Raw genomic sequence first — 25,413 nt, 5'->3', positions numbered from 1 at the left:
ACACGCGCCGCAACGACGCGCACAGAAAACCCGATCACGGCCACTGTCAACCATCAGCTGGGACCGAACTGTCAAGCATCACCCGGGATCGGACACTGCTGATCGCCAAGGGCGCGGTAGAACTTTCCCTACTTCATCAAGTGCCCGCGCGAGCGCGGGCTGGCCCCTGGGGCCCGACCCCTCTGCGCACACCGCGGGCTACATTCAGCAGATGAACATCAAGGAGCCAGTGAGCTGCGCGTTCTGTATGGAAACCACCGATGTCGGCCACTCCGGCGATGGCGTCACATTGACGATCACGCGGGCCGGAGAACAGAGCTCACAGTTCGTTTGGGCCCACGTGAGCTGCCTCGACGAGCTACTTCACAAACAAATCACCCGAGGCCCATGGCTCGACGAGTAGAGATCTTTAACGGTGCGGGTTACGTCGGGTCGTGACGGCTCCCGTGGGATGCGCTCTGCCTGGAAGTGAGGTATCCCGATGGCGGCGTGCGTTGGCTTCGAGCGGTCGGCAGGCTTTGGCCTCCAAGGGTCCCGGCGGGGCGCGCGGGAGGGCGACTTGGAACAGGCGCTCGTCATGGGCGAGCGCGTCCTCGAAGGCGAGCGCCAGTCCGTCCGTTCGCTCATCATGACGAGCCGCGAGCTGGCGGCCGAGATGAGGAGTTCCCACCCGCCACGTGCTTCCGGGCCGACTCGGACCCAGCGTGCCCGACGGGTCGGCACGGTCCCTGCGACTTTCCCGGCTACGCTCGCGCGCGAGCGCCCCGCGGCGCGTGGCTGCGGGGCGCCCAGTGGGGTCTAGTCGACCATCTGCCCGTCGTACATACCGCCCCTGCATGTGTTGTTCGCCCAATTGACTGTTCCGCCGCCCTGCTGGCACTCACCCGGGGTGAGGCTGGCGGCGGTGGCGGTGGCGGCGCCTGTGAGGCCGAGTCCGGCGAGGGCTGCCGTTGCGATGACGGCGGCGAGGATTCGTCGAATGCGCATTTGGTTTCCCTTTCATGGATTGCCTCGATTGGGGCACTAGTCAGCTTGACCTTCACCCAAATGGGTGGCACGCCATGTTGCGCCATTCGGGTGACATTGCTGTCGGGTGCGGGGTCGGTGACGCGACCCGTCAGACAGGCCCTAGGAGATCTCTAACGGTGCGGGTTACGTCGGGCCGTGACGGCTCCCGTGGGATGCGCTATGCCGGGAAGTGAGGTATCCCGATGACGGTGGGCTGACGGCCGAGGAGCGGCCTCGGCGTGAGCGAGTGCGGTTCGAAGCCGCTGATCTGATCGAGGCCGGGGCCAGTGAGCCTCCGGCTGGAGTGACCAGTGCTGGACGCCGGCCCGGATCGCCGAGATCGTGCGCCGCCGGTTCGGCGCCGAGTACACCTTGGCCGGGCTGGCCCCACTGCTGCACCGCATCGGCTGGAGCGAGCAGGTGCCCTCCCGCAAGGCCGCCGAGCGCAACGAGGCGAAGATCGCCGCCTGGCTCTGCTTCGAGGACGAAGCCGGCCAGGGCCTGAGGCCGCCCAAAGGCCGCACCTGGGCCACCGGGGCCACACACCGGTCGTGCGGGTCACCGCCCAGGGCACCAAACGCGTCCCCATGGCGGCGCTGATCTGCACCAAGCCCGGCCGGCGGCCCCGGCTGACCTACCGCATCCACCTCGACCGCGGTCCCGCCAAGGGCCGCCGCAAGGGCTTCACCGAGACCGACTACGCCCGACGGCGGGATTCGACCCGTGCGAACCGGCCCGCCGCCCGGCCCGTCACGTCCTCAAGCGCATCCTGCCGGTGGGGCCCTTCGGGCGGGAGATCACCGCGCGGTCTCAAGGAGAGAGGCTCACAGCCCGGAACCGCCCGTCGCGTCGATCACCCGGCCGGTCACCCAGCGCGCGTCGTCGGAAGCGAGGAAGGCCACGATGTCAGCCACGTCTTTCGGCTGCCCGACCCGGCCCAGCGCGGCCAAGGACGCCGCGTGGGCTTCGGCCTGCGGATTGCCGCGTAGCCAGCTTGCGTTGACGTCCGTGTCGATGACGCCGGGTGCCACCGAGTTCGCGGTAATGCCTCGGGGCCCCAGTTCCTTGGCGAGGTTGAGGGTGAAGGTGTCGAGCGCGCCCTTGGTGGCGCCGTAGGCGATGATCTCCGGCATGGCGAGGCGGGCCGCGCCGCTGGAGATGTTGATGATCCGCCCTCCGTCGCGCAGCCGCTCCAGCCCTTGCTGCACGATGAAGAACGGTGCGCGGACGTTCACGGCGAAGACCTCGTCGAAGGCGTCCTCGGTCAGCGACGCCAGATCAGAGCTGCGGCCGATACCGGCGTTGTTGACGATGATGTCGACGGCTCCGCCGGGGGTGTATTCGGCGGCATGGGAGTCGAAAGCCGCCCACAGGGAGGCCGCGTCACGGTGCCGCCCCAGCTCCGCGTGCACGGCGAAGGCCCGGCCGCCGTCCTTGCGGATGCGTTCAACGACCTCGTTCGCCGCTGTCTCGTCGCGGGCGTAGGCGACGGCGACGGTGGCGCCGTCCCGGCCGAGACGTTGCGCTACGGCCCGGCCTATGCCGCGGCTGCCGCCGGTGACCAGTGCGATCTTCCCCTCAAGTGTCCGTGTTCCCATAGCTGTTGGCCACTCCTCGCTTTATTGAACGATCGCTAAACAAACAACGTAGCATGCCTTCTTGAGCGAGCGCTCTAAAATGGAGGAGTGACTGAGACACGCGCGAAGCGAGGGCGGCCGAGGGCGTTCGACCGCGCCGCGGCACTGACCGCGGCCACCTGTCTGTTCTGGGAACGCGGCTACGGGGCCACCTCCATCGGCGAGCTGACCGAGGCGATGGGCATCAGGCCCGGCAGCCTGTATGCGGCCTTCGGGGACAAGAAGTCTCTGTTCAAGGAAGTGGTGCACAGCTATGGGCGCTCACCCGTGGGCGCCTTCATGGGCGTTGCCCTTGAGGAGGAACCCACCGCCCGCGCCGCGTTCACCCGCATCCTGCGTGAGGCGGCGGTCATCTATCCCGACCCCGCTCACCCGGCCGGATGCCTGACGATCAGCGCAGCCACCAACGTCTCCCCGCAAGACGCCGAGGTGGAGGCATTCCTGCGCAACCTACGCAACGAGAACCTGGACGTCTTCGAAGCCCGCCTACGCAGGGCGCAACAGGCCGGCGAGCTATCCGACGCGGCCAACCCCCGTGCGCTGGCGGCGTACTTCGCCATGGTCATCCAGGGCATGTCGCAGCGCGCCCGCGACGGGGCTGCGGCGGCCGAGCTGACCGAAACCGCCGAACTGGCCCTGGCCGCATGGCCCGCGGCACGACACTGATCCCACGCGCCGACCTGCCATCTCGCCTGCCCGGCCACACTGAACAGCAAGATCACGATCTCGGCAACGCGGAACGACCTCACGACGGGCAGTCTGTCCGTTCCCCTTCTCTATGGGGCTCGGCTGGCTAGCCTGGGCGTGCCGCTGTGTGACGAGCTCCAAGCGGTGTGTATGGGATCACGGGGGGTATGCGTGTGACGGGTCACGGCAATCTCGTTCCGGGGCAGGCCGGTATGGACGAGGTGTTCTTCAGTTATCCCCGAGCGGACCGCGATGCCGTGCTGCCTTTGGTCGAGGCGCTGCGAGGCGCAGGGGTGAGCGTGTTCCTGGACGAGTCCGGGATCGACGAGTTCGATGGCATCACCCAGAAGATTCGCGGTGCTCTGGCGGGGGCGCGGTTGTTCGTGGCCTACTATTCGGGCGCCTATCCCAAACGTCCGGCCTGTCAGTGGGAACTTCTCACCGCCTTTCGCGCCGCTGGTGCGTTGGGCCGGGCTAGCGAGCGTGTCCTGGTCATCAACCCAGAGCCCGGACCTGACCACATTCAGCCCGTGCAGCTGCGCGACGCCCGCTACTGCGTGGCCACCGGGTCCGGTTCCGTGGCAAGACTCGTAGAGCGCGTCGTCGAGCGCGTCACCACTTCTCCGGGATGTCTGGGGGATGCGATCGAGGCGCGGCGGCCCGTCTGGCGTCCGCTGGAGCATTTGGGCTCCGAACGTTTCATCGGGCGGGTGAACGAGTTCTGGCAGCTGCACCATGCCCTCCACGCGTTCGAATATCCCGCCACCCAGGATGAGGCCGCCGCCGGCCAGGCAGTCGTCATCGGCTTGGGGGGCGTGGGCAAGACCCTGCTGGTCGAGCAGTACGCACGCCGCTTCGCCTCCTTCTACCCCGGCGGCATCTACTGGTTCACCGCAGCCGCCAGCCACACCCCGGACGCACCCAATACCGAGAGCCTGCACAAGGAGGTCCGCGCCCAGCACTATCAGCAGATCGCCTCAGCACTCGCCCTCGACAACGCTCAGTCTGAGCCGGCGCAGACCCGCGAGGCCGCCCGGCGTCATATCGAGCAGACCGGCAAGCCCTGCCTGTGGATCGTCGACGACCTCCCCGGCCAGCTCCCGCTGGACCTGGTACGCGAGCTCGCCGCGCCGCACCCTCTCGGCCATACCGTCATGTCCACCCGCTGGCGCGGCTATCAGATCCCCACCGTCGACGTGGACGTCCTTCACCAGGATGAGGCGTATCACCTGCTCACGACCGGCCGCGTCCCGGCCGGCCCAGCGGAGGAAGCCGCCGCGCGCACGCTGGCGCAACGTCTGGGATTTCACGCGCTGGCCATCGACCTCGCCCGCGGCTGCCTCGCCGACCAGCCCAGCCTCACCTACACCGAACTCCTCGGTCAGCTCGCCGACACCCAGCACGGCGACACCTTCCAGCAACTGGTCGACGACCTGTTCATGCAGGTCCCCACCGACCACACCAACGACATCGCCGCCACCTTCACCCGCAGCCTGCAACACCTCGACGACAAAGCTCTGACCCTGCTGCGGATCGCGGCCACCCTCGCCCCCGCGCCCCTGCCGGAACAGCTTCTGACCGCCGTCAGCGCCAGCCTCTACCAGGAACCGGAACAGGCTGTACGCGGCGCCAACCGCGTGGCCCTGTCCGCGGCCCAGCGGAGGTCACTCATCCGCCAGACAGGCACCGAGCCCCCGAGCTGGTTCGTTCACGCGCTGGTCAGCCGCACCCTCACCCTGCAACCCGACACCGCGGACCTCAGGCCCGCCCTACGCACGGCCGCTGTCACGGGCACCGCGCATCTCATGCGGCCCGTCTACACTCCCGGCAGGCTGGACTTGGCCGGCATCGCCCCGCACGCCCGCCTCCTCGTCGAAGACCTCGACACAGTCCACAGCCTCGCCCTGCTGGACGCCGTCGCCCGCTACGACTTCGAAAGCGGGCAACCGGTCAGCGCCGCACACAGCTACCAGCGCCTCACCGAAGCGTGGGCCACCAACTCCGGTCCAGACCACCCCGACACCCTGACGTCCCGCGACAACCTCGCCAGCGCCTACTACGCGGCCGGGGATCTGGGCCGGGCGATTCCGCTTTTCGAACAGAACCTTGCCGACCGTGCACGGATACTGGGTGACGACCACCCCGGCACCCTGGCCTCCCGCAACAACCTCGCCAACACCTACCACGCGGCGGGAGATCTGGGCCGGGCGATCTCCCTCTTCGAACAGAACCTCATCAGCGCCGGGCGCGTGCTGGGCGACGACGACCGTCGCACCCTGGCCTCCCGCAACAGCCTCGCGGGCGCCTACCAGGAGGCGGGGGACCTGGGCCGGGCGATCGCGCTCCAAAAGCAGACCCTTGCCGACCGCGTGCGGGTGCTGGGCGAGGACCATCCCGACACCCTGATCTCCCGCAACAACCTCGCCACCGCCTACCAAGAAGCGGGGGATCTGGGGCAGGCGATTCCGCTCCACGAGCAGACCCTTGCCGACCGCGTGCGGGTGCTGGGCGAGGACCATCCCGACAGCCTGATCTCCCGCAACAACCTCGCCACCGCCTACCAGGAGGCGGGGGATCTGGGCCGGGCGATTCCGCTCCACGAGCAGACCCTTGCCGACCGCGTGCGGGTGCTGGGCGAGGACCATCCCGACACGCTGGTCTCCCGCAACAACCTCGCCACCGCCTACAAAGCGGCGAAAGATCTGGACCGGGCGATCCCCCTCTTCGAGCAGGACCTTGCCGACCGAGTGCGGGTGCTGGGCGAGGATCACCCGAACACGCTGGTCTCCCGCAACAACCTTGCCGGCGCTTACCAAGCGGCCGGGGATCTGGGCCGGGCGATCCCTCTCTTCGAGCAGACCCTTGCCCACCGCGTGCGGGTGCTGGGCGAGGATCACCCCGACACCCTGGTCTCCCGCAACAACCTCGCCGGCGCCTACCAGACAGCGGGAGGTCTGGATCGGGCGATTCCGCTCTTCGAGCAGGACCTTGCCGACCGCGTGCGGGTGCTGGGCGAGGATCACCCCGGCACCCTGGGCTCGCGCAGCAACCTCGCCGGTGCCTACTACGCGGCGGGGGATCTGGATCGGGCGATTCCGCTCTTCGAGCAGGACCTTGCCGAACGCGTGCGGGTGCTGGGCGAGGATCACCCCGCCACTCTGCCCTGCCGCAACAGCCTCGCCAGCGCTTACCACGCGGCGGGGGATCTGGGCCGGGCGATCCCTCTCTTCGAGCAGATCCTTGTCGACTGCGTGCGGGTGCTGGGCGAGGATCACCCTGGCACCCTGGCCTGCCGCAACAACCTCGCAACTGCCTACCACGCGGCGGGGGATCTGGGCCGGGCGATTGCGCTCTTCGAGCAGGTCGTCGTCGACTGCGTGCGGGTGCTGGGCGAGGATCACCCCGCCACCCTGGCCTGCCGCGGCAACCTCGCCGGTGCCTACTACGCGGCGGGGGATCTGGGCGGGGCGATCCCTCTCTTCGAGCAGGTCGTCGTCGACTGCGTGCGGGTGCTGGGCGAGGATCACCCCGCCACCCTGGCCTGCCGCAACAACCTCGCCACCGCGCACCGTGCCGCCCAAGCCGTGAAGCAACCAAGTACCGCAACCCCAGCAACCGCCCCCGACCAGCAACGTCCTCCAGGGGCTCACTGACGCGAACCCTCGTTGTCAGTGGCGAACCGTACTCTTTTCTCATGACCACCGACCCCGCGAGCCCTGGTTCCGCGCGGTCTGCCGCCGAGCTGAACGAGCAGATCCGCGGCCTGTGGCTGCGCGCCGGCGGCACGCTGTCGGCGGCCGAACGCGCCCACTACGAGGTACTGCTCGTCCAGTGGGCGGCCGCCGTGCGAGCCGAGATCGTCGCAGCCGCCTGACCCCCGACACGAAGATAACGGGCCCCTTCCGCCCGAAGGCGAGAGGGAGCCGGCCTTCGCCGGAAGCCTTCGGTCAGGAGGTGAGGATGGAGACGCCGTCTCCGAGCAGTTTCAGCCCGAGGACGAAGAACAGGACCGCCATCACGGCGACGTTGTGCCGCGCTGCCCAGTCCTTCCAGTTGCCCAGCGTGGTCTTCGCTCGCTCGCCACCGAGCAGGAAGACCGCCAGCGGGGCCAGAAGGCCGAGGGTGGCGATCAGGACGAAGATCGCCAGCGATGCGATCTGCTGCCCGACCGGCAGTCCGGCTGAGCCGATGGAGGCGGCCGCGGCGATGGTCAGCGGGGCGTTCTTGGCGTTGAGCGCGGCCAGGGCCAGCCCGAGTCCGAAGACCTTGACCGGCGTGAGGCGGTCGATCGCGCCCATCCACTTCGGCAGCTGGGCTTGTGAGGGATCCTTCGGTCGCCGGTGCCACAGCCGGGCGCCGAAGAGGACGAGGAGCACGCCCAGAGCGAGCTTGAGGGCTCCCACCCAGGTGGCCGGGTGATTGTGGGCGGACGCGTCCGCGGGCGAAGCGATCGCCAGCATCACCGCGCCCAGTGCCGAGAGCCCCACGATCCAGCCGACGGCGAAGAGGGGGCCGTTGAGACGTCCTCTCGGCGTCGCGAGGATGAGGATGATGGCGATGATCGGGAGCGGGCTGATCGCGACGGCGGCCGCAAGACCCAGTACGTCACCGAGGACTTTGCCCATGGTTGCCTCCAGAGGGGATCAGGGCGGCGATCCAGTTGAGCAAGGCTTGGTGGTACGTGGGTGACCCGACAGCCTGCGCGGGCAACCGTGGGGATGCCCGGGGCATGCGTGCCCCGGACGGCGGGTCGGCGGGGGAGGGGGAGGGGGACGGCGCCTGGGCGCAGCAACGGGTGGTAGCGCGGTCGGCTGCCCCGTGGCCACGCGGAAGCGGCAGCCCGAGGACGCGACGACGAACTCGGCGCGCCCCACTCCATCTTCCTGCGCCTTTCCGGATCTGTCCTCGGGAGCGCCCTGGGCGACATCATGCGCTTGCCCGCGGCTGGTGCACCTCGTGCGGGCCCACGCCCGGACAGTGGGTCTCCGGCGCGTCGATCGCGTCGAGCCGAGCGTCAACGCCGGTGACTCATTGGTGCCGCGCGGGGCTCCCTCGTACCCGGAGTGACACGGTTTTACGACGTTCGTGGCGGGCCTTCGTGGGCGTGCTTCAGCTTCGCGCGGGCGTCCACCGTGTCCGGTGGGGCGACCTGAGACCAGAAGCGGTGGCAGGTGACGAAGACGGCGAGTTCTCGTTCGCGTCGGCGGAGCTTCTCGACCTCGGCCTGTTCGTCGGGTGTCCAGCCGGGGGAGGCGGGGCGTTCCACCTTGCGCCAGCCCTTGTCGTCGCTGAAGCCGTCCAGGGGCTCCACGGACCAGGGGAGCCTCTTGAGCAGGGCCAGGAGCTCCGCCCGGACCTGATGAAGCTCCTCCTGGCCCGCCAGGAGGTCACTCGGGAAGTCATAGGTCGCAGCCACGCGGCAATGGTACGCCTGTTCGAATTTGAGGGGCGAGTTCCTTCGGGGACTTCACGCGAACGGGTGGGGCGTCCACGACGGACGGCTGCCTGTCGCGGCGGCCAGGGAACCGTTCCTGGCCGGTCGTCCCGTCGCCCCGCGCTGCTCAGTCCGGACTGTGCAGTTTGGACTGGACAGCCTGGACTGAAGGTTTTAGCGTGGGGGCATGGACGACAGCAGGGGCACCGAAGGGGGCGACGGCGTCTCCGGGTCCGCCGCCCGCGCCGCGCGGGATCTGCGGGTCGCGTTCAACCGGCTGCGGCGGCGGATCCGGGAAGTGGCCGAGACGGAGGGGGAGGCGCAGGACCTCACGCCCTCCCAGGTGTCCGCGCTCACGCTGGTGAGCAAGAGCGGCGCCGCGACGGCCAGTGGACTGGCGGCCGCCGAGGGGGTGCGCCCGCAGTCGATGGCCGCCACGCTCGCCGCGCTCGACCAGTACGGGCTGATCGAGCGCAATCCCGATCCCGGGGACGGCCGGCGGCAGCTCGTCACGCTCACCGACGCGGGGCGCGAGCGCATCGAGGGCACCCGGCAGGCCCGTGCGGAGTGGCTGGCCCGTGCCTTCGAGGACCGCTGCACGGAGGCCGAGCGGCAGACCGTCATCGAGGCCATGGCCGTACTGGACCGGCTCACCCGGCCGTGATGCCCAAGATATCCGGACTCGCCCGCTCCGACCGGCCCTCGCGCCCCCGCCCCGCGGACTCCTTCGACCGGCGGCTGATCGCCCCGATGGTCCTCGGATCCGTACTGAACCCGATCAACTCCGCCATGATCGCGGTGGCGTTGGTGCCGATCGGGGCCGCGCTCGGGGCGCCGCCCGCGCAGACGGCCTGGCTGGTCACGGGGCTCTACCTGGCCACCGCCGTGGGGCAGCCCGTCATCGGACGGCTCGTGGACACGTACGGACCTCGCCGTCTCTATCTCATCGGAACGGCGATCGTGGGGATCGCCGGGCTGCTCGGCGCCCTCGCTCCGAGCCTCGGCGCGCTGGTCGCCGCCCGGGTGCTGCTCGGATTCGGCACCTCCGCCGCGTACCCCGCCTCGATGAGCCTCACCCGCAGCGAGGCCGAGCGCACCGGGCGGGACAGCCCGGCCGGAGTGCTGACCGCGCTCGCCGTCTCCGCCCAGACCGTCTCCGTCGTCGGCCCCACCCTGGGCGGACTGCTGATCGGCCTGGGCGGCTGGCGCACCATCTTCCTCGTCAACGTGCCGCTGTCGGGGGCCTGTCTGGTCCTTGGTGCGCTGCGGCTGCCGAAGAGCCCGGGCGGGCAGCGCGAGAGGCGGAGCGTCGATCCGCTCGGCATGGCGCTGTTCGCCGGCCTGCTCGCCGCCCTCATGTTCTTCCTGATGCAACCGCGGGCCGACCACTGGTGGCTGCTCGTGCTCGCCGTCTGCGCGGCAACAGGCTTCGCCCTGCGGGAAGTCCGCGTAGCGGAGCCGTTCATCGATCTGCGGGTGCTCGGCGGCAACCTCCCCATGCTGGCGACCTTCCTGCGTCAATTCCTCAGCTTCACGACGGCGTACGCGTTCCTGTACGGCTTCACACAGTGGCTGGAGGAGGGGCGGCAGCTGTCCGCCGCCACCGCCGGACTCGTACTGCTGCCGCTGTCGCTCAGCGCGCTGGCCGTCTCCGCCGTCACCGGGCGCCGCGAGGCGATCCGCGGCAAGCTCGTCGTGGGCAGTCTGGTTCAGATCACCGCGTGTGCCGCGCTGTTGGGCCTGAACTCCGGCAGTGCGATCTGGCTGCTCGGCGCCGTCGGGATCGTCATGGGCATCCCGCAGGGCCTCAACGGCCTCGCCAACCAGAACGCCCTCTACCGGCAGGCCGACCCCGCCCGCATGGGCTCCGCGGCCGGACTCCTGCGCACCTTCATGTACCTCGGCGCGATGGTCGCCTCCGCCGCCGACGCGGCCGTCTTCCCCCATGGCGCCGACACCGGGGGCCTGCACCACCTGGCCCTCTTCATGCTCGCCGGAGCCGCGCTGCTCCTGGCGGTGACCCTGCTCGACCGATCCCTGCGCACCCTCGCGCCTTCCACCCCCCGAAAGGCCTGATCATGGCTGCCACCACGCTCGACCCGAACACCGCGCTCGTCGTCATCGACCTGCAGAACGGCATCGTCGGAAACCCCGGCCTCGCCCCGTACCCGGCCGCCGAGGTCGTGGAGCGGGCGGCCCGGCTCGCGGACGCGTTCCGCGAGCAGAGCCTTCCCGTCGTCCTCGTCCGGGTCACCGCCGCCGCCGACGGCGCGGACGGCGTGCCCGGGCGCATCGACGGCCCCGCCCGCGCCCCCCGTGTCTGGCCGGAGGGCTGGGACGTCCTCGTCGACGAGTTCGCCGGTCACCCGGAGGACATCGTCGTCACCAAGCGGAACTGGGGCGCGTTCTACGGCACCGACCTCGACCTGCAGCTGCGCCGCCGCGGGATCACCCAGATCGTGCTGGTCGGCATCGCCACCAGCATCGGCGTCGAGTCCAGCGCCCGCGCCGCCCACGAGCACGGCTACCACGTCACCCTGGCCACCGACGCGATGTCCGACCTCGACGCCGAGACCCACCGCAACAGCGTCGAGCGGATCTTCCCGCGTCTCGGTGAGACGGGCACGACGGACGAGATCCTGGAAGTGCTGGCCAAGACCCACGGCTGAGCCGCTGCCTGAGTGAGCCGTAGTCCGGGTCAGCCGCGGTGGTTGTCCTCCAGCTGCCCCAGCTCTTCCAGCTGCCTCACCAGCCCCCGCGCCACCGGCACGGCCACCCCGTGCCGGTCCGCGGCCCGCAGCAACGCGCCGCCGATCGCGTCCAGTTCGAGCGGACGGCCCGCCTCGGCGTCGCGCTGCATGGAGGACTTGGCGTCCGGCGGGAAGGCGTCGTAGCGGGCGAGGGCCACGGCCGGGTCCGCCGGGGCGCCGCACGCCCGGCCGACGGCGGCCGTCTCCGCCACCAGAGCCGTCAACTCCTCGCGGTGGCGCGTACGGACCTCGCCGAGCGGAACCCCGTAACGGGTCGTCAGCAGCGCGAACGGCGCGAGGAACGACATCTTCGCCCACAGCGTCGCCGCTTCGTCGTCCATCACGTGGACGGTGGGGCCGGCCGCCGCCAACACCCCGGCGAGCGCGTCCAGTCGGACGCGCGGCACGCTCTCGCCGGTCAGGTCGATCTCGGCGAAGGGGCTGCCGTGTTCGATCACCCCGGGGGCGGTCCGGGTCGACTCGACACGGATGACGGCGGGGGCTACACGGGCGGCGCCGTAGCGGGCGCGCAGGGCCGCCGGGTGTTCGACCCCGTTCAGGAACGGGACCAGCAGACCGTCGCCGAGCACCTCCGGCCGTACCCGGTCCAGGGCCGCGTCCAGCGCCGTGTGCTTGACCGCGATCAGGCAGGCGTCGACCGGTTCGCGCAGTTCGGTGTCGGCCTCCACGGCCGCCGTGAAGTCCCCGAACCGGCCGCTGCGGACGCGGATGCCGTCCGCGCGCAGCGCCCGCGCCGTCTCGTCCCCGGCCAGACAGATCACCCGGTGTCCGGCCCGGGCCACCAGCGCAGCCAGCAGTCCGCCGACACCGCCCGGGCCCAGTACCGCCACGGTCGACCGTTCCTCAGCCTGTTCCTTCGACTGGTCCTTGGTCATGGCTGTTCGATCCTCTCGTCGGTCGGCCCCGGAAGGTGGCCGCCTCGACGTAGATCATCCCGCTACGGCAGCCGGACCGCCCCCCCGGGCTCCAACAGGTGCAGCCGGTCGGTCAGTCCGGCCTGCGCGAAGGCCTTCGTCAGCGTGGCGCCGTCCTGCGTGAAGTGGCCCCAGTGCTCGAAGTGCAGCGGTACGACGTGCCGGGCGCCCAGGATCCCGGCGGCCCGCGCGGCGGCCTCGCTCGTCAGGGTCAGCGGGGCGTCCGGCACGAGCGGGGTGCGGGCCGCGCCCGCGAACAGCACGGCCACGTCGAAGGGCCCCTCCCGCCCGGCGATCTCGGCGACCACGTCCAGCGAGGCGTTGTCCCCACTGACGTACACCTTCGGCAGCCCCTCGCCCGAGAGCACGAATCCGGTCACCTCGCCGACGACCGGCTCCGAGCCCTCGGGACCGTGCAGTGCGGGCACGGCGGTCACCCGGAGCGCGCCGCCGCCGTCCGGGCGCGGCAGGTCGACGTGCTCCCAGGCGGGCAGCGCCCGCACGGGCGCGCCGAGCCGGTCGTACGCCGCTGCCGTGGACAGCGTCAGGGGCGCACCGGAGAGGTATGTCCGCCCGGACCTGTCGAGGTTGTCCGGGTGCTGGTCGTGCGAGAGCAGTACGGCGTCCACCGTGCCGATCCGCGAGCCGCTGAGCGCGGGTCCGGCCGTCTTCACCAGCTTCCGCGTACCGATGGGGTACTCGCCGGGCGCGTCGAAGGTCGGGTCGGTGAGCAGCCGGATTCCGCCGAGTTCGACGACCGCGGTGGGCCCGCCGACGTACGTGATCTCCACAGTGGTCATGCTCTGCACAATGGGTGACCCGGGGGTCGTATTCCCGACCGGGTCCCATGACCGCGGCGTACGCGCGAGACTGGACGCATGTGCCGCAGCATCAAGACACTCCGCCCGCCCGTGCTCCCCGAAGAGGCCACCGAGGAGGAGATCCGCGCCGCCGCCCTCCAGTACGTCCGCAAGGTGTCCGGATTCCGCGCCCCGGCCGCCCACAACCGTGAGGTGTTCGACCGCGCGGTCGAGGCGGTCGCCGCCGCCACCGCCGAACTGCTGGACGGCCTGGAGGTACGCGGGGCCGCTCAGCCCCAGCGCGCCGGATAGCACCCCGCGCGTCCGCAGGTACGCCGGTTCGCGGGTTCGCGGGTTCGTGGGTCAGACGCCGGTGCCCGACTCCTGAAGTACGGGACGGCGCATCAGGTAGGCCGCGCCCGCCCCCGCGCCGACCAGCGCCAGGAACGACACCCCGGTCGCAAACCAGCTCGCGCCCAGCCACTGGCCGCCGAAGTAGCCGAGGGCGACGCTGTAGGCGGCCCAGGCCAGGCCCGCCACGATCGACCACGGCAGGAACTCGCGGACCCGGCGGTGGGCCGCGCCCGCGCCGAGTGAGACGACCGAGCGTCCGGCGGGCGCGAAGCGGGCGAGGACGACCAGCGCGCCCCTGGCGCCGCCGCCGCGCGCGAGGACCGAGCCGAGACGTTCCTGCGCGCTGGACAGCCGGCGCGAGCGGGCTATGGCCCGGTCCAGGCGTTCGCCGCCGCGCCAGGCCAGCCGGTAGGCCACCAGGTCACCGAGGACCGAGGCGGTGGCCGCGGAGAGGGTGAGCGCCATGATGTTGGGCACCGCTTGCCCGACGGCGGCCCCCGCGGAGCCCGCCGCCGCTGCCGTGGCCGCCGTGACGACGAGGACGCCGCTCGGCAGGACCGGCAGGAAGACGTCCAGCAGGACCGAGACGGCCACCGCCGCGTAGATCCATGGGCTGCCCGTCAGCGGCCCCACACTCTCCAACACCGAAACTCCCCTGTACTCCCCCGTTGGCACGACCTCGCCGCTACGTCGCGGGGGAGCGGCAGGCGGCCTATGACAGCCATACAGCGTACGCGGCGGGTGTGACAGGAGGGTCACTGGGGGTTCATGTGCTCCTCACGGCGGGAGCGAGTAAGGGAGGGGCGAAGTCAGGGCGGGGACGAGTGACGGAGGAGTGGGACAGCGATGGTGGCAGGGATGATCGCCGGCGCCCTGGCGTCGGCCGTACTGACGGTGGGCGGCGGCGCGGGTGCGGACGGCTACTGGATGACGACGGACGCGCGGTTCGCGCCGCCCGGCGCCTTCGTGCCGTCGGCGGCACTGACCTACGACATGCAGGTCGTTCCGGCGGCCGGCGGGATCGAGGTGAGCCAGCTGATGGATGAGCGGGGCGCCACGACCGTACGGCTGCGGGTGACCGGGGTGAAGGCGGGCCACGCGTTCGGGGCGCGGGTGCACCAGAAGCCCTGCGCCGCGGATCCGGCCGCGGCGGGCGGGATCTACCAGCACCGGGAGGACTCGGCTCACGCCGACCCGGACAACGAGGTGTGGCTGGACTTCACCGCCGACGAGAACGGGAAGGGTGACGCGAGGACCCGGCACGACTGGGGCTTCAGGCCGGGCGGTGCCGGTTCGGTGGTGCTCTACGACGGGCCGGGCGCGGGAGGTGCGCGGGTGGCGTGCTTCACCGTCCCGTTCGGATGGGTCGCCGGGACGGCCTGAGCGGGGGCGGTACGGGGCCGTCCGAGAGAGCGCGGTACGGGACGGCGCCCACCTCCGGGTGTGGGAGGTGGGCGCCGGGCCGGGTGGTGGCCGGGTCAGGCCGCGACGGGCTCCGAGGCCCGCTCGTCCGCACGGGACGCGGCCGTGCGCCCGGCGAGGAGCCGGTCGAGGCCGAGCGCGCCGGAGCCGGTGAAGACCAGCAGCAGCATGGTCCAGCAGAACAGCACGGAGAGCTCGCCGCCGTTCTGGATCGGCCACAGGGCCACCGACTGGTGCACGTCGAAGTACGCGTACGCCATCGAGCCCGACGCGATGAACGCCGCGCCGCGGGTGCCGAGGCCCAGCAGCACCAGGGAGCCGCCGACGAGCTGGATCACGGCCGCGTACCAGCCCGGCCAGGTGCCGGACGGGATGGAGCCGCCGTCGGTGCCGGCCGCGCCGCCGAGGACACCGAAGAGCGAGGCGGCGCCGTGCACGGCGAAGAGCAGGCCTATGACGATGCGGAACAGGCCGATGGCGTACGGCTGAGCGCTGTTGAGGCGGTCGGTCATGTGGGGACTCCTTCGGTCTGGTCCGGTCTGTGGGGAACCGGATCCTGGGGGCGGAACCGAGTGAGTCACCAACGTTAGGTGCACCTAATCAATGCTTGCAAGTTCAACATTTAGCCATGGTCCGGATTCCACTTGGGCTTCCGTTTCGGCTGTCGCCGCACGTAGCGCGGCCCGCGCCACCGCGTCGGCGTCCGAAAGCGTGACCGAATCCACACCCGGCCGGGCCCCGGCCGCCGTCACCCAGTGCACGCCCTCCGTGGGCACCCCGAAGGCGAACCGCCGTGCGTGCGGACGACCTTGACGGTCAATCAGACGGTAGGGGCGCGGTGTTACGTCCAGCCCTCCGGTTTCGTAACCGTCGCTCGTGTGCGGGCGGCACCCGCCCGTCCTCAGCAGCCGGGTGAGCAGTTCGTCGCCCGTCCGCCTGAGGTCCGGTTCCGGCAGCCGCGCCTCTATCAGCGTCGTCGCGCGCACGGTCGAACCCGGCACGTCGGGGGAGTGCGCGACCCACGCCCCGTCCTCGGCCCGCACCTCCAGCCGGGGTCCCAGGACGTCCAGGACGCCCGCCTCGATCAGCGCGGCCATCTCCTCGACGCGGCGGCGGGGCGGCCCGATGGAGAGGAAGGCGTTGAGCGGCGTGTACCAGCGGTCCAGGTGTGCACGCCGCGAGCCGCCCGGCAGGCCCCCGTGGTCCACGATCCGCCGCACCTCGTTGCGCAGGTCGCGCAGCACGTCCAGGGCGGCCTTCAGGGGGCCGTCGACGTTCCCGAGCGCGGCCTGCTCGGCGTCCTCACGCAGATGCGCTAGCAGCCAGGAGCGCCAGGCGCCGGGCGTGGCGAAGTCGCGGCCGGCGTACGGACGCGAAACGCGGTCCCAGCACCAGCGCTCGCCCTCCGGGATGCCGAACTCGTCGAGGACACGGGCCTCTTGAGGGCTCCGGTGCGGGGCGGCGAGGAAACGGTCCCTGAACTCCAGCAGCCTCGGACGCTCCCACCGCCCGGCGCGCACACCCTCGTAGTAGACGGTCTCCACCTCCTTCGCGATCAGCGGCCATATCTCGCCCAGGAAGTCCGGCGCCTCACCGGAGTCGGCGCGCTTGCGGAAGCCGGCGATGACCTCGTCGGTGAGGACGAGGGGGAGATGGCGGCCGTAGGGGCCCTTCGCGTTGTCGCCGCGGGCCTGGTAGGGGATGCCGCGGCGCGAGCCCGCGTACAGGCGGGGCTCGCGGCCGGAGGGGAGGTAGCGCAGGCCCTCGGAGGCGCGGGTGAAGCGGCCGCCGCGGCCCGTCGTGAGCAGGGCCATGTGGTCGAAGAAGTTGAGACCGAGGCCGCGCAGCAGGACGGGTTCGCCGGGCGCGGGGGCGGACAGGTCGACGTCCGCCGGGTTGGCGGGCGGGATGTGGCGCAGGCCGTGCCGCTCGGCGTACGCCGTGAGGTCGCGTTGGGCGCGGTCCGGGGCCGCGGGCAGGTGGCCCTGGGCGAGGACGACCGCGGACAGCCCGGGCAGCGCGCGTCCGTTGTCGAGGGTGAGGGTCTGGCGGCCGTCGGGGTCGTCGTCGAGCCGTATCGCGCGCGCCCGGTGCACCTCGACGCGCACTCCGGGCGGCGCCCCGCGCACCACCTCGGCGAACACCCACTCCAGGTAGCGGCCGTAGTGCGCGCGCGTCGGGTAGTCGTCCGGGCCCAGCTCGCCGGCCGCCCAGGTGTGCAGGCTCGGCCCGGGACGGACCGGGCCGGAGCAGTCCACGCTGTCGTCGGTGAAGAGGGTCACCTGCGAGGCCACGGTGTTCATCAGCAGATGTGGTGATTGCCCGGTGCGCCAGACGCGGCCGGGGCCGGGCGGCGACGGGTCTACCACGTGGACCGTCAGCCGTGCTCCGGGCGGGAGCAGCTCCGGCGCGGAGGCGCACAGGCGTTCAAGGACGCTGGTGCCCCGCGGTCCCGCGCCGACGACGGCGAGGGACACATCGGCGGCAGGTGTGGTCCCGGAGGGCGCGGCGCTCACTGCAGACAAAGGTGTGACTCCCGGGCATGGAGGGCGCATGACGGCGAACCGCCTGCGGGGAGGGCCGCGGAAAGGCCCCTTGGAAGCGGACGGTCCGCCTCATCATGCCGTCGGCGAGATCCCGAACCGAGCCCCGGGCGGGAGGATCGCCGTCGGCTGTGGGATGCGTCACGGGTATCTCGCGCGGCCCTCACGCACCCCTCGCACGGTTGTCACGCTTGCTTCACAGGCGCGTTGTGGACGACCGAGGAGGTTCACGAACCGGTTTCGGGCGTTCGCGAACCGGTCCCGGAGGTTCACGAACCGGTTTCGGGCGTTCGCGAACCGATGTCTGACTCCATCACCGTCCGCAGCCGGGCGGCGCCTCCGCCCTTTCCCGCCCGGGCCTGCTCCAGCCGCAACCGTGCCGAACGCCCGTGCAGGGTCAGGGTCATGAGCTGGTTGCCGAACCAAGGGCCGCCCGTTTTGCGCCAGTCGACGGGCGGCCGGTCGCACTTGCCGTGCCGGGCGAACCGGCGCCCGATCGCCCGGCCGACCGCGCTCCACCCGAAGCGGAAGCCGAGCCGTATGGAGAGGGGGATGGAGTTGTGGACGGGGGAGCAGGTCAGCTGGAGAACGCGGGCGTCGGGGGAGCGGCGGGAGTCGGGTGTCCCAGGGGTCCCGGAAGGCCATCGGGGCTCGGCGATGTAGGCGTGGTGGACGTCTCCGGACAGCACGGACACCGTCGCCGGGGCGTCCGGCCCGGAACCGGCCTCGGCGATCAGCTCCGCGAGCGCGGCGAAGGACGCGGGGAAGGCCGCCCAGTGCTCCAGGTCGGCCCGGCGGCGCAGCTTCTCCCCGAACCGGGCCCAGCGCGCGCCCCGTTCACCCCGGCACAGGGCGGCGTCCCATGCCTCGGCGTCGTGCACGAGGTGGGGGAGCAGCCAGGGCAGTGAGGTGCCGATCAGGAGGTGGTCGCAGGAGCCGGGCGCGTCCAGCGCCTGCGCGCGCAGCCACCGCTCCGCGCCCGCGTCCAGCATCGCCCGCCGGTCCTCTGCCAGCACCCGGGCCGCCCGGGTGTCCACCATCAGCAGCCGTACGCGGCCGAAGTCGCGGCGGTAGCTCCAGCGGACGGAGGCCGGGTCGGCGTCGGACTGGGCGGCGAAGGCGCTCAGCACGTCGGTGCCGTCGGGGGTCTCGCGGACGGCGGCGTACAGGGCGTCCTCGGCGAGTTCGCGCGGTGAGAGGTTGCCGAGGTGCTGGTGGACCCAGTACGACATCAGGCCGCTCAGCAGCCGCTCACGCCACCACACCGTGGCCCGCATGTCGGCGAGCCAGGAGGCGCTGGTGTTCCAGTCGTCGATGACGTCGTGGTCGTCGAAGATCATGCAGCTGGGCACGGTGGACAGCAGCCAGCGGACTTCCGGGTCGAGCCAGGATTCGTAGTAGAGGCGGGTGTACTCCTCGTAGTCCGCGACCTGGTCGCCCGGGGGGTCCGCGAGGTTGCGGCGGGCGGCGAGCCAGCGCTGGGTGGCCTTCGAGGTCTCGTCGGCGTACACCTGGTCGCCCAACAGGAGCAGGACGTCCGGCCGTTCGCTCTCGGGCTCGCCCGCGATACGGGCCGCCAGTGTGTCCAGCGCGTCGGGTCCGACCGGGTCCTTCTCGTCCGCGGGCGGCGCGGCCCAGCGGCAGGAGCCGAAGGTGACACGGACGGCGTCCGCCTCGCCGCGGGTGCGGACGACCGAGGGCGGGAAGGGGGAGCCGGGCAGCGGCCAGACGCCGACGCCGTCCAGCAGCACCTCGTAGGCGGTGTCCGTGCCCGGGGTCAGACCGCTCACCGGTACCAACGCGTAGTGGTGCCCGGCGACTTGGAAGGTGCGGGCCGAGCCGCGGGCGCCGTCGGCGCAGCGCACCTCGGCGGTGCACGGACGGCTCGCCTCGACCCAGAAGGTCGCGGACGAGCCGTCGACGTACCTCAACAGTGGTCCCAGGCGCAGCTCCGCCAAGGTGATCACCCCTCTCCGTCGCCCCGTACGGTACGGAACGACGGAGATGAGCGGGGAGGTTCCGGGAACTGCGCCGGTTTCCGTGGGGGGAGGGGACCGGTGGGGATCCGTGGGGGGAGAGGCGCGGGGATCGGTGCGGGGATCAGCAGCCGCTGAGGACCGAGCTGAGCTTGCTCTTCTCCGCCGAGTCGACCTTGAGGTTGTAGTAGTACTTCACCTGGACCCAGGCGCGGACGTAGGTACAGGCGTAGGAGCTGAGCGGGGGCATCCACTCGGCCGGGTCCTGGTCGCTCTTCTGCTGGTTCACGTTGTCCGTGACGGCGATGAGCTGGGGGCGGGTCACGTCGTTGGCGAAGGCCTGGCGCTGCGCGGTGGTCCAGGCGCTGGCGCCGGAGTCCCAGGCCTCGGCGAGCGGGACGAGGTGGTCGATGTCCAGGTCGGAGGCGGCGGTCCAGGTGGCGCCGTCGTAGACCGAGTACCAGGTGCCGCTGGTGGCGGTGCAGGCGGAGTTGGTGACGACGTTCGAACCGTCGCGCTTGAGGACGTACTCACGGGTGTTACAGGTGCCGCTGATGGTGATCCAGGTGGGGAACAGGTCCCGGCTGTAGCCGGTGCGGTTCTCCGTCGCCACGGTGAGCGAGGCGAGGTAGGTGCGCGCGGTGGCGGCACTGACCGGGGTGGGGAGCGCGGCGGAGGCGGTCGGGCCGTTGAAGATCCCGACCATGGCTATCAGGCCGGTGAAGGCTGCGAGTATGCTCAGCCGTCGACGCGCGTAGACCTTTGGCATGCGAACTCCCTTGGGGTGGGGGGACGTTGGGGCGAGCGGGCCCATGCTCGCGGTGACGCATTTCCGGAAGGTGTGAGACAGGTAAGAAGCTAGTGACGTGCGCATGACATGCCAAGGGGTTCGGGGTAATCGGTTTCCGTGGATCGGGGGGGGCGGGTTCCGGGGTGTGGTGCGAAGGGCTCGGGACTTATGGCCCTGTCCGGCTCATTTCTTCATCCCGTACGATGGGTGGCGCAGAAGGGGAGTAGCTCTTCGCCGGACCGTCGACATACTGCTCAGCTCGTCTGAGCCGGCGCCCGGAGGCAGACCGTCACGGTCGGCCAGCGAGACCTTCGGCAGAGCAGTGCACTGTCCGCGCGTGCGTCCTCGCGCGGGCACCGATGTGTGCTGCCGTGCCGAGGTGTCGCGTAGCAGTCACAGCACTCTCGGTGGGGCAGCCCCGACCGATTGAGGGATTTTGATCAGCATCACCGTGATGGCGCTCGTCTTCGGCGTCGTCTTCCTGGCCGAGCTGCCGGACAAGACCGCGCTCGCCGGGCTCGTCCTCGGCACCCGCTACCGCGCCTCGTACGTCTTCGCGGGCGTCGCCGCCGCCTTCACCGTGCATGTCGCGCTCGCCGTCGCCGCGGGCAGTGTGCTGACCCTGCTGCCGCAGCAGATCGTGCACGCCGTCACGGGTGTGCTGTTCCTCGCCGGTGCCGCCGTGCTGCTCCTGAAGAAGGGCGAGGACGAGGAGGAGATCCGCAATCCCGAGAACCAGAGCTTCTGGAAGGTCTCGGGGGCGGGCTTCATGCTCATCCTGGTCGCCGAGTTCGGTGACCTCACGCAGATCATGACGGCGAACCTCGCGGCCCGGTACGACGACCCGCTCTCGGTCGGCCTCGGTGCGGTGCTCGCGCTCTGGGCGGTGGCCGGACTCGGCATCGTCGGCGGCAAGGCCCTGATGAAGCGGGTTCCGCTGGAGCTCATCACCAAGGTCGCGGCCATGCTGATGCTGGCGCTGGGGGTCTGGAGTCTGTACGAGGCGGTGGCGGCCTGAGCCACGGGCGCCGCCCTGCTCTTCGGGGTGTCGTCGAAGGGTCCGGGGCTCGTCCTGGTCGGAGGTGGTGGCGCCGGCCTCCCTCGTTTTGTATCGTGGAGAAACAAAGTGGCTCCCGCCCGCACTCCCTGACCGGCGGGCGGGGCCGCCTTGTCCCCGGGGGACCCGGTGCTGATCCAATGGACGCCCCCGGCCCCTTCCCCCATGCTCTGGAGCCTGCCGATGACGGCCACCACCGTTCTGACCGCCCGCGCCCTCCTGCTCGACATGGACGGCACCCTCGTCAACTCGGACGTCGTGGTCGAGCGGTGCTGGCGCCGCTGGGCCGAGCGGCACGGGCTCGACGGGGACGAGGTCATGAAGGTCGTCCACGGGCGGCAGGGGTACGCGTCGATGGCGGTGCTGCTGCCGAACCGGCCCATGGAGCAGAACTACGCCGACAACGCGCGCATGCTCGCCGAGGAGACCGCCGACATGGACGGGGTCGTCGCGATTGCGGGTGCCGCGGAGTTTCTTGCCTCGCTGGGCGGGGTGCCGCACGCCCTTGTCACCTCCGCGGATGTGGCGCTGTCCACGGCGCGGATGGCTGCCGCCGGGCTCGGGTTGCCCGATGTGCGGGTCACCGCGGAGTCCGTCGGTGCGAGCAAGCCTGATCCCGAGGGGTTTCTGAAGGGTGCCGCCGAGTTGGGTGTGGCGCCCGAGGAGTGTGTTGTCTTCGAGGACTCGGGGGCCGGGATTGCCGCTGGGCGGGGTGCCGGGATGCGGGTGGTCGGGGTGGGGGCCCGGGCCGGCTTTCATCGTCCGGATGTCGTCGTGCGTGATCTGACGCAGGTGCGGGTGGAGGTTGTCGGGGCCGGGACGATACGCCTGCACGTCGGCTGACACCCGGTTTTCTCGCCCCCGCCGCCCCTACCCGTCCCATCCTCAACCCGGAGGCTCCGCCCCCGGACCCCCAGGTGGGTTCCTCGGCTGCGGGCCGTCTGTGGCCGATCGCGCAGTTCCCCGCGCCCCTGGGGCACGGGGCTGCGCCCCGGTCCCCCGGCCCGACCGCTTGCGGTCGGGCCGGGCGGGCACCCGGCTGCCAGGAGCGCGATCGTCGCCCGCTGGCGTGCCTGGTGCGGGGTCTTGTGGCCGTAGGCCGTCTTCTTGAGCCGGTGGCGCTCGGCAGCGGTCGGTTCCAAGGGCACGGCGGAGTACACGGGCATGAAAAAAAGCGGCCCATCTGTCCGTGGTGGGGAACGAAGTGGGGCGGGGCCGGCTTCCCGCACGGGCCGTTGGCGCGCCAGGGCCACAGTCTGAGCATCGGACCCGGTGAACCGTCCAGGACAGAGCAAAATTACTCGTCAGGCGTTGGAGTGAACACCGATGCCGCCGGAGACGGTGAGGTTGTCGCCGGTGATGTAGCCGGCGGCGTCCGAGGCGAGGAAGGCCACGGCTTCGGCGATGTCGGCGGGAGCGCCGACGCGGCCGAGCGGGACGTCCCGGGCCCAGGAGTCGATCATTTCCTGGGAGACACCCATCTTGCTGTAGGCAGGGGTGTTGATCATTCCTGGGCTGACCGCGTTGACGCGGATGCGGCGGGGGGCGAGTTCGAGCGCGAGGGACCGCATGAGGGGCAGCAGAGCGCCCTTGGCCGCTGTCATCGCGGCCCCGAGCCCTTCGGCGGCGCCCACGGTGAACACGACCGAGGCGCCCTCGTTGAGGAGCGGCAGCGCCTTTTGCAGGGTGAAGAAGTTTCCCTTGACGTTGATGTCGAACAGGGCGTCGAAGGCGTCTTCGTCGGTTGATTCGATCGGCCCGGGGCGGGAGATGCCCGCGTTGAGGAAGAGCAGGTCGAGGGAGCCGAGTTGCCGGCGCGCCTGGTCCATCGCCTGGTCGATGTCCGGCAGGGACCGTGCGTCGGCCCGGACAGCCGTGACGTCTTCGGGAAGTCCGGCGTCGGCGACATTGCCGAGGCCAGTGACCATGACGCGGTAGCCGCGGGAGTGGAGTAGTTCGGCGGTCGCCTTGCCGATGCCGCTGGTTCCACCGGTGATCAAAGCTGTGGGTGCAGGCATGATGCGCTCCTTTGCGTACTTCTGGGCGGGGGGCGGCGCTGTCCGTGGGGCAGTGGGCGGTGCTGCGCCACCGCCCTGGCAGCGTACGACAACCTGGCAGTGACTGCCAAGCGCCGTGTGACTGTCGGACTGGCAGTGCTGGGCTAGTCTGGTGACATGAAGCAGGAAGCCAAGTCAGCGACGGGCGCACCGACCACGCTGTGGGACCGGACACGACAGCTGGCTTCCCAGGAGATCCTCGAGACGGCGCTGCGCCTGTTCACCGAGCAGGGTTACGACGAGACGACCATCGCCCAGATCGCCCGGGAGGCCGGCGTCTCCCAGCGCACCCTCTTCCGCTACTTCGGCACCAAGGAGGACCTTCTCGGCGGCGGCCAGGACCGGTTCGGGCAGGTCCTGATGGACACGATCAGCGAACAGCCCGCCGATGCCGGTATCTGGGAGGCCCTGCGCGCAGGGGTTGCTGCCGTACTGGCCTTGCACGACAGCCGAGAACACGCCCTGGAGCGGTTCCGCCTCCTGCACAACACCGCCTCGCTGCGTGCCGGTTGGCTCGAAAAGCGACTGCGGTTCCAGGAGAACCTGCTGCCGCTCATCGAGACCCGTATGGACGCAGCTACCGGCAACGAGGGTGCGAAGGCCCGCGCGGTGATCGCGACGGCGTTCGCGTGCCTGGATGCCGCGTCGATGACGTGGGTCGCCAACGACGGCAAGAGCGAAATCATGGACCTGTACGACGAGTGCCTGGCTGCCGTGCGCGGCTGACCCGCAGCGGCCAACCAGCCCGGAAGCCGTGGACGGAAACTGGGCGCATCCGCTGCCACGGACCGGTTCCACATCCGGATCTCCCAGCTGGGTACAGATGGGCCACGCCGGCGTCATGCGCAACGAGATGGCACCGAACCCGCCGAACGCCTACGGCGTCCTCGTCTCGGCCTCGAGGCTCGCCCGCGTCGCCGCCCCGTACACGCCGGACTTGTCGCCGGTGATGCCACGGGCCCACTGGTAGCGGCGTACCGCGTCCTCGACCTGGCCGGAGTACGTACCGTCGGCCTGGCCGGTGTAGAGGGACAGCTGGCGCAGGCGTAGCTGGAGTTCGGTGACTTCGGCGCCCTTGTCGCCGCGGCGCAGGGTCTGGGCGGGCTGATCGTCCGTGGAGCCCTGACCCGGCGCCAACGAGGCCGCCGCGGTGGGCGTGGATGTGGGCGTGGGTGACTGTGTGGGTGTGGGCGGCTGTGATCGCGTCGCCGACGCCGAGGGGGACGGGCTTCCGCCGGGGGATGAAGGTGGCGCGGCCGATGCCGTTGTCTTGGAGGACGTGGCGCTCTCGGGGGCCGATCCTGAGTCCGACCGCGACGACGGGGACGACGGCGCCGACGTCGGAGTCGGTGACGGGTCCGGCACGCTCGCCCGTACGTCGTCCGGCAGCGCCCTGTCCCGCGCGGGGGCGTCGTACGAGAACAGCCCGCTCGCGAACCCCGCCGCCGCCACGACCGCCACCGCGGCCCCGGTCACGGCCAGCAGGGCCGTACGCCGTCGGCGGCGGGGAGTTTCCTCCGGGAAGGGGGCAGGGGGTGGGGGCGGGGGCTCGTTCCCGGAACCGACGTGTCGTACGGCGGCGGTGGCGGCCTCCGACGGCACCGTACGCAGGCGCATGGTGGCGGGGGAGGGCTCGCTCGCGGGCAGATCCACGTACGGGCGTATGCGCAGGGGATCGAAGTCCGCCGCCGCCGCCGCCTCCGCCGTGCGCGCGTCGCGCAGCGCGTCGGACGCGCGCCGGGTGCAGGCGCAGGACGGGGTGCCGTCCTGCGTCCGGGGCGCGGCGCACTCGGGGCAGACATGCCCGTTCGGTTCAGTCACGCGTTGGGTCCCTCCCCCTGAGACTCGCCCCCTCGGAACTCCCGAGGTTAGTCACATCCACCACACCTTCTCCCAGGAGCCCCCGGAATCCCGCGTTCCGCACCCGTTACAAGCTTCAACAGGCCATAACCCGCCATACCGA

General features: G+C 71.1%; 26 protein-coding genes. 13 read left to right on the top strand and 13 right to left on the bottom strand.

Annotated features, from left to right (window positions below; genetic code table 11):
- Positions 1–211: 211 nt before the first annotated feature.
- Complete coding sequence (locus ACIQTP_RS20525) at positions 212–403, top strand: hypothetical protein (RefSeq protein WP_403401564.1); 192 nt, start codon at positions 212–214, stop codon at positions 401–403.
- 395 nt (positions 404–798) lie between these two features.
- Here ACIQTP_RS20525 and ACIQTP_RS20520 read toward each other — a convergent pair whose 3' ends face one another.
- Positions 799–987, bottom strand: coding sequence for a hypothetical protein (locus ACIQTP_RS20520; RefSeq protein ID WP_403401562.1), 189 nt, complete (start codon positions 985–987; stop codon positions 799–801).
- Positions 988–1,350: 363 nt separating this feature from the next.
- Between ACIQTP_RS20520 and ACIQTP_RS20515 the strand changes: the two genes are divergently transcribed.
- Entirely contained in the window at positions 1,351–1,608 is a 258-nt protein-coding gene (locus ACIQTP_RS20515; RefSeq protein ID WP_403401560.1) for a winged helix-turn-helix domain-containing protein, read from the top strand.
- 224 nt (positions 1,609–1,832) lie between these two features.
- On the opposite strand, the gene ACIQTP_RS20510 is transcribed toward ACIQTP_RS20515, so the two are convergent.
- Complete coding sequence (locus ACIQTP_RS20510) at positions 1,833–2,606, bottom strand: SDR family oxidoreductase (RefSeq protein ID WP_403401558.1); 774 nt, start codon at positions 2,604–2,606, stop codon at positions 1,833–1,835.
- 87 nt (positions 2,607–2,693) lie between these two features.
- Here ACIQTP_RS20510 and ACIQTP_RS20505 point away from each other — a divergent pair, with 87 nt between their 5' ends.
- The 3 genes from ACIQTP_RS20505 (at position 2,694) to ACIQTP_RS20495 (ending at position 7,206) form a co-directional block, all read left to right on the top strand.
- Positions 2,694–3,311, top strand: a complete 618-nt coding sequence (locus tag ACIQTP_RS20505; RefSeq protein ID WP_403401556.1) for a TetR/AcrR family transcriptional regulator — start codon at positions 2,694–2,696, stop codon at positions 3,309–3,311.
- A gap of 233 nt (positions 3,312–3,544) precedes the next feature.
- On the top strand, positions 3,545–6,985 hold the full coding sequence (locus ACIQTP_RS20500; RefSeq protein ID WP_403401554.1) for a tetratricopeptide repeat protein: 3,441 nt from the start codon (positions 3,545–3,547) through the stop codon (positions 6,983–6,985).
- Between the two features lie 41 nt (positions 6,986–7,026).
- Complete coding sequence (locus ACIQTP_RS20495; RefSeq protein ID WP_402036734.1) at positions 7,027–7,206, top strand: hypothetical protein; 180 nt, start codon at positions 7,027–7,029, stop codon at positions 7,204–7,206.
- A gap of 73 nt (positions 7,207–7,279) precedes the next feature.
- Here ACIQTP_RS20495 and ACIQTP_RS20490 read toward each other — a convergent pair whose 3' ends face one another.
- The gene (locus tag ACIQTP_RS20490) at positions 7,280–7,957 is read right to left on the bottom strand and encodes a GAP family protein (RefSeq protein ID WP_403401553.1); all 678 of its coding nucleotides are present in this window, start codon (positions 7,955–7,957) and stop codon (positions 7,280–7,282) included.
- 449 nt (positions 7,958–8,406) lie between these two features.
- Positions 8,407–8,748, bottom strand: a complete 342-nt coding sequence (locus ACIQTP_RS20485) for a hypothetical protein (protein WP_403401551.1) — start codon at positions 8,746–8,748, stop codon at positions 8,407–8,409.
- Positions 8,749–8,953: 205 nt separating this feature from the next.
- Here ACIQTP_RS20485 and ACIQTP_RS20480 point away from each other — a divergent pair, with 205 nt between their 5' ends.
- Genes ACIQTP_RS20480 through ACIQTP_RS20470 form a run of 3 tightly spaced genes read left to right on the top strand, consistent with a single transcriptional unit; the run spans position 8,954 to position 11,435 of the window.
- On the top strand, positions 8,954–9,430 hold the full coding sequence (locus ACIQTP_RS20480) for a MarR family winged helix-turn-helix transcriptional regulator (protein ID WP_403401549.1): 477 nt from the start codon (positions 8,954–8,956) through the stop codon (positions 9,428–9,430).
- Entirely contained in the window at positions 9,430–10,842 is a 1,413-nt protein-coding gene (locus ACIQTP_RS20475; protein ID WP_403401548.1) for an MFS transporter, read from the top strand. Before ACIQTP_RS20480 ends, ACIQTP_RS20475 begins: the two co-directional genes overlap by 1 nt.
- Positions 10,843–10,844: 2 nt before the next feature.
- A complete protein-coding gene (locus ACIQTP_RS20470) occupies positions 10,845–11,435 on the top strand; it encodes a hydrolase (RefSeq protein ID WP_403401546.1) in 591 nt (196 codons plus the stop codon).
- A gap of 29 nt (positions 11,436–11,464) precedes the next feature.
- On the opposite strand, the gene ACIQTP_RS20465 is transcribed toward ACIQTP_RS20470, so the two are convergent.
- Both ACIQTP_RS20465 and ACIQTP_RS20460 read right to left on the bottom strand, forming a co-directional pair.
- Entirely contained in the window at positions 11,465–12,412 is a 948-nt protein-coding gene (locus ACIQTP_RS20465) for a ketopantoate reductase family protein (RefSeq protein WP_403401545.1), read from the bottom strand.
- Between the two features lie 62 nt (positions 12,413–12,474).
- Positions 12,475–13,251 (bottom strand): MBL fold metallo-hydrolase, encoded by a 777-nt coding sequence (locus ACIQTP_RS20460; RefSeq protein ID WP_403401543.1) that lies wholly within the window; start codon positions 13,249–13,251, stop codon positions 12,475–12,477.
- A gap of 78 nt (positions 13,252–13,329) precedes the next feature.
- Here ACIQTP_RS20460 and ACIQTP_RS20455 point away from each other — a divergent pair, with 78 nt between their 5' ends.
- Positions 13,330–13,563: a DUF2277 domain-containing protein gene (locus ACIQTP_RS20455; RefSeq protein WP_402036751.1), complete on the top strand. Its 234-nt coding sequence runs from the start codon at positions 13,330–13,332 to the stop codon at positions 13,561–13,563.
- 51 nt (positions 13,564–13,614) lie between these two features.
- Here the strand turns inward: ACIQTP_RS20455 and ACIQTP_RS20450 are convergent, their stop codons facing one another.
- Complete coding sequence (locus ACIQTP_RS20450) at positions 13,615–14,250, bottom strand: DedA family protein (protein ID WP_403401541.1); 636 nt, start codon at positions 14,248–14,250, stop codon at positions 13,615–13,617.
- 201 nt (positions 14,251–14,451) lie between these two features.
- Here ACIQTP_RS20450 and ACIQTP_RS20445 point away from each other — a divergent pair, with 201 nt between their 5' ends.
- Entirely contained in the window at positions 14,452–14,988 is a 537-nt protein-coding gene (locus ACIQTP_RS20445; protein ID WP_403401539.1) for a superoxide dismutase family protein, read from the top strand.
- A 95-nt stretch (positions 14,989–15,083) separates the two neighbouring features.
- Here the strand turns inward: ACIQTP_RS20445 and ACIQTP_RS20440 are convergent, their stop codons facing one another.
- The 4 genes from ACIQTP_RS20440 to ACIQTP_RS20425 all read right to left on the bottom strand — a co-directional run bounded on the left by ACIQTP_RS20440 (position 15,084) and on the right by ACIQTP_RS20425 (position 20,315).
- A complete protein-coding gene (locus ACIQTP_RS20440; protein ID WP_402036756.1) occupies positions 15,084–15,539 on the bottom strand; it encodes a DoxX family protein in 456 nt (151 codons plus the stop codon).
- A gap of 84 nt (positions 15,540–15,623) precedes the next feature.
- The gene (locus ACIQTP_RS20435; protein ID WP_403401537.1) at positions 15,624–17,582 is read right to left on the bottom strand and encodes an FAD/NAD(P)-binding protein; all 1,959 of its coding nucleotides are present in this window, start codon (positions 17,580–17,582) and stop codon (positions 15,624–15,626) included.
- A gap of 257 nt (positions 17,583–17,839) precedes the next feature.
- Positions 17,840–19,528: an alkaline phosphatase D family protein gene (locus ACIQTP_RS20430; protein WP_403401597.1), complete on the bottom strand. Its 1,689-nt coding sequence runs from the start codon at positions 19,526–19,528 to the stop codon at positions 17,840–17,842.
- A gap of 142 nt (positions 19,529–19,670) precedes the next feature.
- Entirely contained in the window at positions 19,671–20,315 is a 645-nt protein-coding gene (locus ACIQTP_RS20425; RefSeq protein WP_054230969.1) for an HNH endonuclease family protein, read from the bottom strand.
- 457 nt (positions 20,316–20,772) lie between these two features.
- On the opposite strand from ACIQTP_RS20425, the gene ACIQTP_RS20420 reads away from it, so the two are divergent.
- Together ACIQTP_RS20420 and ACIQTP_RS20415 are read left to right on the top strand one after the other, a co-directional pair.
- Positions 20,773–21,354: a TMEM165/GDT1 family protein gene (locus ACIQTP_RS20420; RefSeq protein ID WP_402036761.1), complete on the top strand. Its 582-nt coding sequence runs from the start codon at positions 20,773–20,775 to the stop codon at positions 21,352–21,354.
- Positions 21,355–21,576: 222 nt separating this feature from the next.
- Positions 21,577–22,236 carry an HAD-IA family hydrolase gene (locus ACIQTP_RS20415; protein WP_403401535.1) on the top strand — a complete coding sequence of 220 codons (660 nt, stop codon included), beginning with the start codon at positions 21,577–21,579 and terminating at the stop codon, positions 22,234–22,236.
- A 461-nt stretch (positions 22,237–22,697) separates the two neighbouring features.
- Here ACIQTP_RS20415 and ACIQTP_RS20410 read toward each other — a convergent pair whose 3' ends face one another.
- Entirely contained in the window at positions 22,698–23,411 is a 714-nt protein-coding gene (locus ACIQTP_RS20410; protein WP_403401533.1) for an SDR family NAD(P)-dependent oxidoreductase, read from the bottom strand.
- Positions 23,412–23,567: 156 nt separating this feature from the next.
- Here ACIQTP_RS20410 and ACIQTP_RS20405 point away from each other — a divergent pair, with 156 nt between their 5' ends.
- Positions 23,568–24,176: a TetR/AcrR family transcriptional regulator gene (locus tag ACIQTP_RS20405; RefSeq protein ID WP_403401532.1), complete on the top strand. Its 609-nt coding sequence runs from the start codon at positions 23,568–23,570 to the stop codon at positions 24,174–24,176.
- A gap of 150 nt (positions 24,177–24,326) precedes the next feature.
- Here the strand turns inward: ACIQTP_RS20405 and ACIQTP_RS20400 are convergent, their stop codons facing one another.
- Entirely contained in the window at positions 24,327–25,271 is a 945-nt protein-coding gene (locus ACIQTP_RS20400; RefSeq protein WP_403401530.1) for a peptidoglycan-binding protein, read from the bottom strand.
- Positions 25,272–25,413 lie beyond the last annotated feature (142 nt).

This window comes from Streptomyces sp. NPDC090798, assembly GCF_044768965.1.
Classification (GTDB): Bacteria; Actinomycetota; Actinomycetes; order Streptomycetales; family Streptomycetaceae; genus Streptomyces.
The sequence above is the reverse complement of the archived record's forward strand: the minus strand, read 5'-3'. Positions and strand labels throughout refer to the sequence as shown.

Bases quoted from the DNA above. Each gene is read 5' to 3' on its own strand.
- ACIQTP_RS20445 (WP_403401539.1), top strand. From the start codon at position 14,452: ATGGTGGCAGGGATGATCGCCGGCGCCCTGGCGTCGGCCGTACTGACG.
- ACIQTP_RS20480 (WP_403401549.1), top strand. From the start codon at position 8,954: ATGGACGACAGCAGGGGCACCGAAGGGGGCGACGGCGTCTCCGGGTCC.
- ACIQTP_RS20470 (WP_403401546.1), top strand. From the start codon at position 10,845: ATGGCTGCCACCACGCTCGACCCGAACACCGCGCTCGTCGTCATCGAC.
- ACIQTP_RS20425 (WP_054230969.1), bottom strand. From the start codon at position 20,315: ATGCCAAAGGTCTACGCGCGTCGACGGCTGAGCATACTCGCAGCCTTC.
- ACIQTP_RS20490 (WP_403401553.1), bottom strand. From the start codon at position 7,957: ATGGGCAAAGTCCTCGGTGACGTACTGGGTCTTGCGGCCGCCGTCGCG.
- ACIQTP_RS20465 (WP_403401545.1), bottom strand. From the start codon at position 12,412: ATGACCAAGGACCAGTCGAAGGAACAGGCTGAGGAACGGTCGACCGTG.
- ACIQTP_RS20475 (WP_403401548.1), top strand. From the start codon at position 9,430: ATGCCCAAGATATCCGGACTCGCCCGCTCCGACCGGCCCTCGCGCCCC.
- ACIQTP_RS20410 (WP_403401533.1), bottom strand. From the start codon at position 23,411: ATGCCTGCACCCACAGCTTTGATCACCGGTGGAACCAGCGGCATCGGC.
- ACIQTP_RS20440 (WP_402036756.1), bottom strand. From the start codon at position 15,539: ATGACCGACCGCCTCAACAGCGCTCAGCCGTACGCCATCGGCCTGTTC.
- ACIQTP_RS20455 (WP_402036751.1), top strand. From the start codon at position 13,330: ATGTGCCGCAGCATCAAGACACTCCGCCCGCCCGTGCTCCCCGAAGAG.
- ACIQTP_RS20525 (WP_403401564.1), top strand. From the start codon at position 212: ATGAACATCAAGGAGCCAGTGAGCTGCGCGTTCTGTATGGAAACCACC.
- ACIQTP_RS20405 (WP_403401532.1), top strand. From the start codon at position 23,568: ATGAAGCAGGAAGCCAAGTCAGCGACGGGCGCACCGACCACGCTGTGG.
- ACIQTP_RS20435 (WP_403401537.1), bottom strand. From the start codon at position 17,582: ATGCGCCCTCCATGCCCGGGAGTCACACCTTTGTCTGCAGTGAGCGCC.
- ACIQTP_RS20500 (WP_403401554.1), top strand. From the start codon at position 3,545: ATGGACGAGGTGTTCTTCAGTTATCCCCGAGCGGACCGCGATGCCGTG.
- ACIQTP_RS20495 (WP_402036734.1), top strand. From the start codon at position 7,027: ATGACCACCGACCCCGCGAGCCCTGGTTCCGCGCGGTCTGCCGCCGAG.
- ACIQTP_RS20520 (WP_403401562.1), bottom strand. From the start codon at position 987: ATGCGCATTCGACGAATCCTCGCCGCCGTCATCGCAACGGCAGCCCTC.
- ACIQTP_RS20510 (WP_403401558.1), bottom strand. From the start codon at position 2,606: ATGGGAACACGGACACTTGAGGGGAAGATCGCACTGGTCACCGGCGGC.
- ACIQTP_RS20415 (WP_403401535.1), top strand. From the start codon at position 21,577: ATGACGGCCACCACCGTTCTGACCGCCCGCGCCCTCCTGCTCGACATG.
- ACIQTP_RS20460 (WP_403401543.1), bottom strand. From the start codon at position 13,251: ATGACCACTGTGGAGATCACGTACGTCGGCGGGCCCACCGCGGTCGTC.